Here is an 11424-nt window from a genome sequence, read left to right as displayed (position 1 = left end):
TCATTTCATCCCTGAAAAGGTGGAACCGCCGGCATCCATGTCCAGCGCTCGATAGGGCTGCAGCACGGCCTCGCGCTGCTCGCCGAGGACCCAGGCGAAGCCGCCGTAGATCACCCCGAGGCACATCAAGGTGAACAGCGCGACCATCCACCAGGGCACGATGCGCACCAGACGTCTGCGGGTGTCCTTGAGGCCTTCCCAGTGCGGCGAAAGCTCGCGTGGGATGTCGCCGCGCATCTGCCGGATCTGCCGGTAGAGGCTGTCGCGTACCGCTTCCAGTTCGAGCATGCCGCGCGGCAGTACGCGGTACTTGCCCTCGAAGCCGAGCGACAGGCAGAGGTACATCAGCTCGAGCATCGGCAGGTGCTTGACCGGGTTGCGCGACAGCCGCTCGAGCAGCTGGAAGAACTTCTCGCCGCCGAAGGTCTCGTTGTGGAAGGAGGACAGCAGGCTCATCTGCGACCATTCGCTCTCGTTGCCCCAGGGCGTGGTCACCACGGCCTCGTCGAGCACGGTGCAGAGCACGTAGCGCGCCGCCATCACCTGGCTGCTTTCGGCACCGTCATGCAGCGCGCGATGCTCGAACAGCTTGATCGCGCTGCTCAACTGGCCGTGCAGGGCCTGCAGGTCCTCGCTTTCCAGGTTGTGCTTGAAGCGCACCACTTCCGACAGCAGCGGCGAGGCGGCGGCCACCAGCGGGTTGAGGCTGATGTTGAAGGTTTCCGCCGGGCGCAGGCGCGCGGCGTAGATCATCCGTTCCTCCAGCTGCTCGAAGCGCGGCGGGGTGTCGAAGTCGGTCAGCGGGCTCTGCGCCGGGGCGTCTCCTGCTCGATTGACGATGACCGTGCGGTCATCCTGTCCGTAATCCATTTCCTTGATCATGTCGCTCAGTCCCTGACCGCCCAGAATTTCAGTTCGAGCCCGGCGAAGTCACCGGACACATGGAAGGCAAAACCACCGGAACGCTCCAGCTGCGCCTGGTCCTCGGCGCTGAGTTCCAGGGCGAAATAGGTCTTGCCGGCATGGAAGGGGATCTGCCGCGGCGCCACCGGCAACGGCTTGAGGCGGATGCCCGGCAGATGCAGGTTGACCAACTGACGGATGCGTTCCACCGGGCCGATCTTCAGGTGCGCCGGCAGCCGTGTGCGCAGGGTCTCCGAATCGCACTGGGCGCTGGCGGCGAGCACGAAGGACGCCGTGCCGAGCAGCTTGTGGTCATGCAGCGGCGATACCTGAATGCCGTACTGACGCTGCTGCAGCAGCAGCTCGATGGCGTGTTGCTCGAGCACCATCGACAACACCTGGCGGATCGCGTCCATCAGCTTGCGGAAGCTCGCGCCCTGATCACTGTGCTGGTAACGGCCATCCAAGCGCGGGCGCTTGCTCTCGCTGGAGAAAGTCGCCAGCTCGCCGAGCAGGCCGAGCAGGTCGCGATAGATCTGCTCCGGGTGCACCTGCTCCACGCCCAGGTAGTGGCGCAGCACCGGTTCGTGACGGTTGATCAGCTGCAGCATCATGAAGTCGCCGACCTCGGCGCCACCGACCTTGCCGGTGGCGCTGATGCGCTCGGCAAGGGTATCGCCGCGGTGGGCGAGCATGCTGATCACTTCCTTCAGGCAGGACAGCAGATAGCCGGAAGCCTGGAAGTTGACGTAGGTGGGGATGAACTCGGGGTCGAGGCTGATGACCCCGTCCGGCGTGGTGTCCAGCACCTCACACAGCTGCAGTTTCACGTAGGCCTGGTCGCTCTGCTGCTCGCCCAGCAGCAGGCGGAAATCTGGCAGACCGGTGCTGACCTGGCTGGTGCTGCTGTCGCCGGCATTGGAGTCGGCGACGTCCAGTTCGTGGGCGGTATAGCGCGCCAGCACGTCCTTCTGCTCGGGCCGGCGGGTTTCGATGTGGTTGCCGGTGACCAGCGGTAGCGCGAGATAGACCGGCGTGCTACCGGTATTCGGCGGGATGTCCAGAGCCAGAGGCTCGCGCTCGCTGCCCAGCTCGAACAGGGTCCCGTCCGGGAGGATGCCGCTGGCCTGGCTGAGCACCAGCTTGCCCATGTTGAGGAACTGGCGGTCGATCTCCAGATTGAAGAATCCCCAGGCATAGCTGCTCAGCTTCTGGGTGCGCGTCTTGAGTTGGTGATCGTAGTATCGATCGCTTTGCTGGAAGTGCTGCGGGCGCAGCAGCATGCCTTCCTGCCAGACAACCTTGTGCAGGCTCATGCTTATTTTCCTTCTTCGGCGAGCGGGTCGAACAGCGCGATGCCGCGCTCGTCCAGGCTCAGGGCGATGCGGGTGCGCTCTTGCGGCGGCACGGCGATGACGTAGCGCCAGCTGGCTTCCGGCAGGTCGCGGTAGGCGGCCAGCACGCCGACGTAGCGGCTGCCGTCCTGCACGGAGAGCTTCAGCTCACGGCTTTCGCCGGGACGCAGTTCCAGTTCCTCGGAGGTCACCAGGTCCGGCGCCAGTGCTTCCTTGGGCCGCTGGTAGAGTGCGAAGAAGTCGCCGTTTTCGAACGCCACCGGATGCTTGAGCTCCAGCAGGCGCAGCACGATCGGCGAAGGCCGGCCGTTGAGGTCGGGGTTGAGACGGTCGCTGCCGTGCAGCTCGAGGTCCAGCTTGGTCAGCTTGGAGTACGGCGACAGTGCCGAGCAGCCGCCCAGCACGAGCAGCGAGGCCAGCATGGCCAGGGTGATGCGACGAGGCATGGGATCATCCTTGATGGGTTGAATCGAGCGTGGCGATCAGGCGCACTTGCTCCTCATAGGTCTTCGCGAAGTCGCGGGCGAACAGGCGTTCGCTCCAGTCGGCATCCTGGCCGAGGCTGTGATGCAGGCGGCGATAGGCGCGCCAGCGACTGCCGGCGGTGGCGAGCAGCGGTTTGCGGCCTTCGCGTTCGAAGCGCAGCGCCAGCTGCTCCGGCGCCAGCTGTTCGAACATCGCGTGAACGGCGGCGCGGCTGGCCGCCAGCAGTGCCACCTGATGCGCCTGCAGATCACGAAAGGCGCGGCCGACGGCCTGTTCGGCGCTGAGCTGGCCGGGTTTGCCACCGCGCAGCAGGGCGTTCAGGGCCTCGCTCGCATCGGCGCTGTGCTTGAGCGGGTTGTTGCCGGCGCTCTGCACAGTGGTCAACGCCAGGCGCAGCTCGTTCTTCAGCTCGCTGCGGGTGCGCAGGCTCTGCTGCAGGCCCGCCACGCTTTGCTTGAGCAGGCGGGCGGCATTCAGCGCCAAGGCCTGGCGTTGGTCCTCGTCGAGATCGTCGAGATCGATGCCCAGCGCCTCGCCGAAACGCGCCCAGAACCCCTGCGGCAGTCGTTCGGGCTCGGCTTCGCCCTTGGCTTGCGGTGCTGCCTGCGGCATGACCAGCTCCGGCAACGGCAGGCTTTCCATGTCGATGCGTGCGTAGTCGCGCTGTTGCTGCGCCTGGCGCTGTGGCGCTACCAGGGTGAGGTCGTCGACTTCGGCGTAGATGCGCTCCTGTTGTTCCATCGCGATCAGCGGATCGAGGTCGAGGAAGGCATCGTCGGGGATGATGCTGCCAGCCGGCTGCGGACGACCGATGTCGCCTTCGAACCGCGCCGGGTCCTGGATCAGCCGGGCGCGGATCTCGAAGTCGCCTAGGCAGTAGACGCTGCCATGCTCGATGCGTTGCGGCTGGCCTTTGACCAGGCTGGCGCCGCTGTCCTTGAGCTGGATGCCGTTGCTGCTGGTGTCGGTGAGAAAGAAGGCGCCGTCGCGGTAGCTGATCACTGCATGACGTCCGGAGAGGACGCGCTTGCGGTCGGGGATCACCCAATCGCAGCCCTCTGCGCGGCCGATCACTCCGCCGGCCTGTTTGAAGGTTTTGGTGGTCAGCAGCCCGGGCACGAATTGCTGGGCGCCCACCATATCGAAGACCAGTTCCATGGTCGTGTCGCTCCTTGCGGTTACTTGCCGCGATTCAAGGCTTGCGGATCACCCAGCGGGCGATAGTGGTCATCGTCGAATCTGTAGTTGCCGGTGCAACCGGCGAGCAGCGCGGCGGCGATGAGCGAAACGAGGGCGTAATAGCGCACGGGCACGCGATTTCCTCCTTGAAGTCGTGTGTGGGGAGCGAGGTGCGCCTGACGGCGCGACACGGGCGGCACATTGAAGTTCAGTTGGGGTGTCTTGCAGGTGATCCGGTTCACAGAACATCCGCCGGATGCTGTCGAAACGCGCAGACGGTCAGATATGCCCGCGCGGTTGCGGATGTCGGCGCCGATGCGGCACGTGCCTGGGTATCCGTACTGCATCAGAGATCGGCCGGGCTGATATTCAGCCGTTCCATGCGATACAGCAGCGTGCGCCGCGGCAGGCCGAGTTCGCGGGCGGCCTGGCTCTGGTTGCCGCCGTTCTTGCGCAGGCAATCCATCAGCAGGCTGCGTTCGACCCGCTCCATGCGTTCGCGCAGGTTCAGGCTGCTGTCCAGGCTCGCCTCCACATGCAGATTGAAGTGCTCCGGCAGCAGTTCACCGCCCTCGCAAAGCAGCACAGCGCGCTCCACCAGGCCCTTCAGTTCCCGCACGTTGCCGGGGAAGGCATAGCCTGCCAGACGTTCGAGCGCGGCGTCGGACCAGCGACACAGATCGCGCTGGAGGAACGCGCAGGCCTTGTCGGCGAAATGCCGGGCCAGGCGCAGGATGTCCTCGTCACGCTCGCGCAGCGGCGGCAGTTCGATGGGGAAGTGCGAGAGGCGGTAGAACAGATCCTCGCGAAACAGGCCGTTCTCCACCTGGCTGCGCAGGTCACGGTGGGTGGCGGCGACGACGCGCACGTCGACCTTGTGGGTTTCGGTGGAGCCCAGCGGGCGCACTTCGCCTTCCTGCAGCACGCGCAACAGCTTGGCTTGCAGCAGCAGCGGCATGTCACCGATCTCGTCGAGGAATAGCGTGCCGCCGTTCGCCGCATCGAGCAGGCCGCTGCGGTCGCGGTCGGCGCCGGTGAAGGCGCCCTTGCGGTAGCCGAACAGCTCACTTTCCAAGAGCTGCTCAGGCAGCGAAGCGCAGTTCTGCACGATGAAGGGCTTGCTGCGGCGAAACCCGCAATCGTGAATGGCGCGCGCCACCAGTTCCTTGCCGGTGCCGGTTTCTCCCGTGAGCAGCACATTGACCGGGCTGTGCAGCACCTTGCCGATCAGCTGGTAGACCGCACGCATGCGCGGGCTGTCGCCGATCAGGCCGTAACCGCTGGCGCAGGGGCTGATCGGTGCGGCGGGCGGCGCGGTGCTGCCGGGCGCCCGCAGGCGCTGGAGCAGGTGCAGCTGGGCGAGGCCGAAGGCGCCGAGCTGGGCCAGCGAGCCGCTGAAGCCGTGCAGCTCGCGCGACTCGGTACTGGCCGTGAGCAGCAGGCCGGCGACGCGCTGTTGCTCGTCCTGCAGCGGCAGGCAGAGCAGGCTGCGCCAAGGGGCCGGACTGTCCGGCAGAAAGCCCGAAGCATGCAGGCTGCTATCCAGTTCGCTAAGGCAAAGGGTCTGGTTCTGGCACAGGCAGTACTGCAGCAGCTGCTCGCCGTCGTAATCACTCGGCAGGCTGGTGGATTCGCGTGGCTGCAGCAGGCCGTTGTGCCACTCGGCCGAGAGCGTCAGGCGGGTATGGGTGGCGTCCAGTAGATAGAGCTGGCTGAGCTGGCAATCACTCAGCTGCGCCGCGGTTTCCACCAGCCCCCCGAGCAGGCTGTCGGCGTTCGCCGCGCGCGCCAGCCCGGCGAAGCGGCCCAGCAGGGCCTCGGCATAGCGCAGCGGCTGTGGCACCTGATTGAACATCGCGGGCATCTCAGGCGAACTCACAGACCAGCGCGCCGTCGCCATCCAGCGTGGCATGCACCCGCTGCAGCGGCTCGTCACTGGCCATGGCAGCGAGCAGGCGGTCCACCACCAGCCGTTGCAGGTGCTGCTCGATCAGATGGTCGATCAGGCGCGCACCGCTGTCGCTGTCGCAGCAGCGCTCGGAGAGGTGCGAGACCAGCGCTGGGCAGTGGCTGAACTGCAGCTGGCGACGCTGCAGTCGCTCACCGAAGCGTGCCAGCTTGAGCGCGACCAGCTCGTCGAGCACTTCACCGGCGATCGGGTAGTAGGGCACCACGCGCATGCGCCCGAGCAGGGCCGGCTTGAAGTGCTGCGACAGCTGCGGACGGATGGCCAGTTCCAGATCCTCGGCCGCCGGTCGCTGCCCAGCGGTGCAGAAACTGGCGATGCGCTCACTGGCGAGGTTGCTGGTCATCAGGATCAGGGTGTTGCGGAAGTTGATCTCGCGGCCTTCGCCATCATTCGCCACGCCCTTGTCGAAGATCTGATAGAAGACATTCATCACATCTGGATCGGCCTTCTCCACCTCGTCGAGCAGGATCACCGAGTAGGGTTTCTGCCGCACCGCTTCGGTGAGCATGCCGCCTTCGCCGTAGCCGACGTAACCCGGAGGTGCGCCGATCAGGCGGGAAACGCTGTGCTTCTCCTGGAACTCGGACATGTTGATCACGGTGAGGAAGCGCTCGCCGCCGTACAGCAGGTCGGCCAGGGCCAGGGCGGTCTCGGTCTTGCCGACGCCGCTGGGGCCGACCAGCAGGAACACGCCCACCGGCGCGTCGGGTTTGTTCAGCCCGGCCGCTGCCGCGCGCATGGCGCGATCCAGCGCCTCCACAGCCTGTTCCTGCCCGCGTACCCGGGCGCGCAGGTCGGCGGCGAAATTGGCGACCTGCGCGTTGTGCTCCCGGGCCAGCTGCGCCAGGGGCACGCCGGTCCAGTGGCTGATCACCTCGGCCACCAGGCGCGGGCAGACCTCATGGCTGACCAGTCGTTGCTCGGCCTGGTCTGCGGCAAGTGCGGTCTGCACGGCGCGCAGCTCGGCCTCCAGCTCATCGAGCGATGGGGCCTCGCCGCTCTCGTTCGCATCGCTGCGCGCTTCGGCGGTGCGTTTGCGCAGGTCGAGCAGGCGCTCGGCGAGTTGGCGCTGCTTGGACCAGCGGGTTTCCAGCTGCTCGATCTCGTCCCCCGCCGTGATCAGACGTTGCTCTAGCCGCTCGAGGACAGCCGCGTCGACCGGCAGGCCGGCGGCCAGATCGCGGCGCATGGCTTCACGCTGGCGCTCGCCTTCGGCGACCTCGCCACGCAGGCGTTCCAGCGCCTCGGGTGCAGCGGCGAGGCTGATACGCACCCGCGCGCAGGCGGTATCCAGCACGTCGACGGCCTTGTCCGGCAGCTGCCGGCCGGCCAGGTAGCGCGCCGACAGTTCAGCGGCGGCGGTGACCGCATCGTCGCGCAGGTAGATGCCGTGGCTCTTTTCGTAGACCGGTGCCAGGCCGCGCAGGATGGTGACGGCTTCCGGAACGCTCGGCTCGTGCAGTTGCACCGGCTGGAAACGGCGGGCCAGGGCCGGGTCCTTCTCGAAGTATTTCTTGTACTCGCTCCAGGTCGTCGCAGCAATGGTGCGCAGCTCGCCGCGCGCCAACGCGGGCTTGAGCAGGTTGGCTGCATCGCCGCTGCCGGCCTGGCCGCCGGCGCCGATCAGGGTGTGCGCCTCGTCGATGAACAGGATGATCGGCTTTGGCGAGCCTTTCACCTCGTCGATCACGCCCTGCAGACGGCGTTCGAATTCGCCCTTCACGCTGGCACCGGCTTGCAGCAGGCCGAGGTCCAGGCAGAGCAGTTCGACGCCCTTGAGTGCCGCTGGCACTTCCCCGCTGGCGATGCGCAGCGCCAGGCCCTCGACGATGGCAGTCTTGCCGACCCCGGCCTCGCCGACCACGATCGGATTGTTCTTCCGCCGCCGGGCAAGGATGTCGATCATCTGGCGGATCGCCGAGTCGCGGCAGAGCACCGGGTCGAGCTTGCCGTCGCGGGCCTGCTGGGTGAAGTTGTGGGTAAAACGTGACAGGTTCGACTCGCCACCGGCGGCCGGCTTGCCGTTCGCAGTCTGCGGCTGCTGGCTGAGGGCGAAATCGCGCAGGCGCTCGGCATCCAGCCGGGCCAGCAATGGCTGGTAATGACTGCCGGCATAGCGCAGCGGATTGCGCAGCAGCGCGAGAATCAGCGCGGCCTGGTCGATCTGGCTCTGCCCCAGCTCCAAGCTGGCCACCAGCAGGGCATCCTGCAGCCATTGCACCAGCTCGGTGGAAAACACCGGGTTGCGTGATTCGCTGTGCTCGCCTCGCGGCTGCAGCGCCTGCGCCAGCGCGCCGCTGTCCACCTCGGCATCCAGCAAGGCTCGCTTGAGCAATCCATCGGGACGCTCGAGCAGGCCGAGCAGCAGGTCCTCGACGAGAATCTTGCTGCCGCCACGTACCACGCAGCGTTCGGCTGCGCCTTCCAGATCGCGCTTGGTCTCGGCGTCCAGCGCCTGTACTAGCTGTTGCAGATCGACGTTGATCATTTTCATCTTCCTTAATGAGTCTGGCTGCCCAGGGTGACCAGGCCGTCGGCGCGGTCGCGTCCGAGCCAGCTGGTCCAGCCGAGGCGGCAGTTGTTGTCGGCGCCGATGCGCAGTTCACGGATCTCGTCCGGGCGAAGCTCCAGGCGCAGGTCGTAATCCAGCGGATCGCGCAGGGTGAAGCGCACCAGCGCACAGAGCGGCTGGTAGCCGCTGCCGATGGGCAGGAATTCGTGAAAACGATTCCAGTCCAGCTGGCGGATATGGATGCGGAACTTGCCGCCACGGTCGCGGACCCGCTCGCCGAGCACCAGGCTTTCGCCCAGTTGGCTGTTGGCCAGCCCGAGGCGGTTGCGTTGCTCGTCGAGGATTTCCACCTGGCGCTCCAGGCATTGCTCGATGTTCAGCTCGGCGTGCTTGAAGTAGTAGCGCAGCACGGATTCGATCAATGCCGCCGAGTGTGCGCGCAGGCTGAGCAGGCCGAGATAGGGCAGCAGGCGCTTCCAGTTCAGTTCCGGCGCGCTGCGGATGGCCTCGCCGCTGAGCCCGACCAGGGCGAACAGCTGCTCCGAGAAGGGGTCATGGGCGCCGCTGGTGAAGCGGGCGCGGTAGCGGTACTTCTGCCAGATCGGCAGCAGCAGGCGCTGCAGACGATTGTTGAACAGGTCGAGAAAGTCGCGGGTCGGATTGCCGTCCTCGCTGTCGCCAAGCGCCTGTTCGCCGTAGAAGGCCGGCAGCGGCGAGCCGGCGCCGAACAGGCTGACCAGGTTGATGCGCAGGCGCGCGCGCCACTCGTCGTGCTCCTGGAAGAACTGCACCTGCTCGATATCGCTGCCGGGAAAGCCCAGGCTCGGGTTGGCCTGGAACTCCAGGCGCTCGTAGAGCGCCTCGTCATCCAGACCGGGATTGAGCTGGCGCAGGCGATCGAGCACCAGCAGCACGCCTTGGAACAGGCTGTATTCGCGGATGCCGCGGTTGAGCGGTTTCAGAGCAGCGGTTGCTGACCCATGCGCGGCGTCCATTGGTACACCTCTCCCTGTGTGCTCTGCACGCGCAGCTCGTGATACGAATTGAGGCTGGCGTAGAGGGCGAAGAATTCGTTGAGCACCGAGGCGAAGAGGAACAGATCGCCCTCACCAATGAAGCCGTCCTGGTTCATGGTCAGTTCGGTGCGTACGCCACGCACCGGCAGCCCGCGATGCAGGCGATCGACGTGCTGGTGGGCGATGTGAGTCAGGCCGCCGAGGCGGCGCCGGCTGACGCTCTCGGCGTGCTTGTCGTAATAGCGCGGCAGGTCGTAGGTCTCGAGAATCACCTTGAGCGCCTCAACGTTGGCCAGCGACAGGTAGTTCAGCGACATGTTGCTGATCAGCTTCCACAGATAATCGCGCTGCAGCGGCGGCGCGTAGCTCGGGGTGACCGCCGAGATATTGCGAAAGCTGAGGAATTCCGGCGTGTCTTCGCTGGGCTTGCAGATGTCACCGAGCTTCAGTTGGCGCGGCAGGTTCTGGTTGGTGCAGGTCAGCTCGATGGACAGCGTCTCGTGCTGGTCGAGGTTGCGCAGGCCGAAGCTGAGCCAGGTTTCCTGCCCTTCTCCGAGCAGCGAAGGTTGCTGACGCACGCTGTAGTGCGGGCGCGCCAGCGGCACATCGAAGCTGGGGTCGTGCTCGAAGGATTCGAACGGCACGTACTCCTCGTAGCCCATGCCGCCGGGTTTCCAGCCGGTCACCCGATCCACCGAGAACACGCCGCACTGCTGCGCATCGTACTCGGCGGGTAACAGCAGGTACTGGTCCTGCTTGCCGTCCAGGCGGATCGGGATGGCATCGTGCGGGAACAGGTTGACTACCGGCGTGCAGTACAGGCGCACGTTGTCCAGCGTCGGGCGGATGCGCTGCACGCCGGCCTTGTGAATGTCGAAGCGCAGCTCCAGTCCGCGGGCCTGCTTGAGCAGATCCTCGGGGATGCGCTGGATGATCTCTAGGCCCTTGAGGTCGACGAAGAGGAACTTGTCCGGGAAGGCGAAATATTCCTGCAGGTAGCGATAGCCGCGGAAGGTGTTGAGCGGGTAGGGGATCAGCGCCTCATCCTCGGCGAATCCCACCGGTTCGACCTGCTTGGCGTTGAGCTGCAGGGGCGTCAGCGGTCGGCCATCGGGACCGGTCAGCGGGTAGCCCTGCTCGTTCAGCGGCACCAGTTCGATGCCGCCCAGATGGCGCAACAGGCTGAGGTAGAGCAGCTGGCTGATGTAAGGCTCGCCCGCCAGGTGCAGGCGCAGATGGCTGAGGCCGATCTCCCCGAGATGGCCATCGGCGCTCATCTGCAGGCGCAGGCTGAGCAGCGCACCGGTGCCCTTGACCGAATACTCCAATGCCTGCAACGCCAGAGGCAGCACCTCGGTGGCGTAGGCGGTACGAAAGCAGCAGCTGACGCCCTGCACCGGATTGGATTCCACCGGCGTATTGCGCGGCACCGTCAGCGCCGGACCGGGGCGCCTCAGCGGATCGAACTGCAGCATGCTGAAGGCCGGCAGCGGGCGCATGTAGTTCGGCCAGAGCAGATGCATCAGCGAGTGGGTCAGTTCCGGCAGCTCGTCATCGAGCTTCTGCCGCAGCCGCCCGGTGAGAAAGGCGAAACCTTCGAGCAGCCGCTCGACATCCGGGTCGCGCCCGGCCTGGCCGAGGAACGGCGCGAGCGCCGGGCTGCGCTCGGCGAAGCGCTTGCCCAGTTGGCGCAGGGCGGTGAGTTCGCTTTGGTAGTAGTGGTTGAAAGACATCAGACGTGTTCTCCGTCGATTCCATCGAACGCACACTGGAGACGAACGTATTTGCGCCAGTCTTCCGGGTAACGGGTATCAGCAAGCCATTCGGCGCGCTGTTGCGGACTGCGGCTGAGCCAGTACGGCCACCAGCAGTGCTGCCACCAATGTTCGAGATTGCCCTGCAGGCTGCCGAGCCCGCCAGCGTCAACTTCCGGGAATACTTCCCAGGGGTTCGGCGGTATTTGGTCTTGATGATTGAGGTGCATTAGCAGTCCCTTGCTGGTAG

General features: G+C 66.0%; 10 protein-coding genes. All 10 read right to left on the bottom strand.

Going from position 1 to position 11424, the window contains the following annotated elements; all coding sequences use genetic code 11:
- The 10 genes from icmH to NAV27_RS15480 all read right to left on the bottom strand — a co-directional run bounded on the left by icmH (position 1) and on the right by NAV27_RS15480 (position 11404).
- On the bottom strand, positions 1–882 hold the full coding sequence (gene icmH / locus NAV27_RS15525) for a type IVB secretion system protein IcmH/DotU (RefSeq protein WP_102828230.1): 882 nt from the start codon (positions 880–882) through the stop codon (positions 1–3).
- Positions 883–887: 5 nt separating this feature from the next.
- Positions 888–2219, bottom strand: a complete 1332-nt coding sequence (gene tssK / locus NAV27_RS15520; RefSeq protein WP_102828231.1) for a type VI secretion system baseplate subunit TssK — start codon at positions 2217–2219, stop codon at positions 888–890.
- Positions 2220–2221: 2 nt separating this feature from the next.
- On the bottom strand, positions 2222–2704 hold the full coding sequence (gene tssJ, locus NAV27_RS15515; protein WP_014595380.1) for a type VI secretion system lipoprotein TssJ: 483 nt from the start codon (positions 2702–2704) through the stop codon (positions 2222–2224).
- A gap of 4 nt (positions 2705–2708) precedes the next feature.
- Complete coding sequence (gene tagH / locus NAV27_RS15510; RefSeq protein ID WP_102828232.1) at positions 2709–3902, bottom strand: type VI secretion system-associated FHA domain protein TagH; 1194 nt, start codon at positions 3900–3902, stop codon at positions 2709–2711.
- A gap of 20 nt (positions 3903–3922) precedes the next feature.
- Positions 3923–4024 (bottom strand): type VI secretion protein, encoded by a 102-nt coding sequence (locus NAV27_RS15505; RefSeq protein WP_369805883.1) that lies wholly within the window; start codon positions 4022–4024, stop codon positions 3923–3925.
- Between the two features lie 245 nt (positions 4025–4269).
- Entirely contained in the window at positions 4270–5778 is a 1509-nt protein-coding gene (locus NAV27_RS15500) for a sigma-54 interaction domain-containing protein (RefSeq protein ID WP_102828275.1), read from the bottom strand.
- A gap of 10 nt (positions 5779–5788) precedes the next feature.
- Positions 5789–8380 (bottom strand): type VI secretion system ATPase TssH, encoded by a 2592-nt coding sequence (gene tssH, locus NAV27_RS15495; RefSeq protein WP_102828233.1) that lies wholly within the window; start codon positions 8378–8380, stop codon positions 5789–5791.
- A gap of 11 nt (positions 8381–8391) precedes the next feature.
- On the bottom strand, positions 8392–9399 hold the full coding sequence (gene tssG, locus NAV27_RS15490) for a type VI secretion system baseplate subunit TssG (RefSeq protein ID WP_102828234.1): 1008 nt from the start codon (positions 9397–9399) through the stop codon (positions 8392–8394).
- Complete coding sequence (gene tssF / locus NAV27_RS15485) at positions 9363–11153, bottom strand: type VI secretion system baseplate subunit TssF (protein ID WP_102828235.1); 1791 nt, start codon at positions 11151–11153, stop codon at positions 9363–9365. Before tssF ends, tssG begins: the two co-directional genes overlap by 37 nt.
- Positions 11153–11404 carry a hypothetical protein gene (locus tag NAV27_RS15480; protein WP_146029391.1) on the bottom strand — a complete coding sequence of 84 codons (252 nt, stop codon included), beginning with the start codon at positions 11402–11404 and terminating at the stop codon, positions 11153–11155. The genes tssF and NAV27_RS15480 overlap by 1 nt, the downstream gene beginning before the upstream one ends.
- Positions 11405–11424 lie beyond the last annotated feature (20 nt).

Origin of the sequence: Stutzerimonas degradans (genome assembly GCF_024448505.1) — a bacterium.
GTDB classification, from domain to species: domain Bacteria; phylum Pseudomonadota; class Gammaproteobacteria; order Pseudomonadales; family Pseudomonadaceae; genus Stutzerimonas; species Stutzerimonas degradans.
Note: the sequence above shows the minus strand (reverse complement) of the source record. Positions and strands in the feature narration are given on the sequence as shown.

Excerpts from the sequence above, each read along its gene's own strand:
- NAV27_RS15480 (WP_146029391.1), bottom strand. The coding sequence starts at position 11,404 with ATGCACCTCAATCATCAAGACCAAATACCGCCGAACCCCTGGGAAGTA.
- tssF (WP_102828235.1), bottom strand. The coding sequence starts at position 11,153 with ATGTCTTTCAACCACTACTACCAAAGCGAACTCACCGCCCTGCGCCAA.
- tssK (WP_102828231.1), bottom strand. The coding sequence starts at position 2,219 with ATGAGCCTGCACAAGGTTGTCTGGCAGGAAGGCATGCTGCTGCGCCCG.
- icmH (WP_102828230.1), bottom strand. The coding sequence starts at position 882 with ATGATCAAGGAAATGGATTACGGACAGGATGACCGCACGGTCATCGTC.
- tagH (WP_102828232.1), bottom strand. The coding sequence starts at position 3,902 with ATGGAACTGGTCTTCGATATGGTGGGCGCCCAGCAATTCGTGCCCGGG.
- tssG (WP_102828234.1), bottom strand. The coding sequence starts at position 9,399 with ATGGACGCCGCGCATGGGTCAGCAACCGCTGCTCTGAAACCGCTCAAC.
- tssH (WP_102828233.1), bottom strand. The coding sequence starts at position 8,380 with ATGATCAACGTCGATCTGCAACAGCTAGTACAGGCGCTGGACGCCGAG.
- NAV27_RS15500 (WP_102828275.1), bottom strand. The coding sequence starts at position 5,778 with ATGTTCAATCAGGTGCCACAGCCGCTGCGCTATGCCGAGGCCCTGCTG.
- tssJ (WP_014595380.1), bottom strand. The coding sequence starts at position 2,704 with ATGCCTCGTCGCATCACCCTGGCCATGCTGGCCTCGCTGCTCGTGCTG.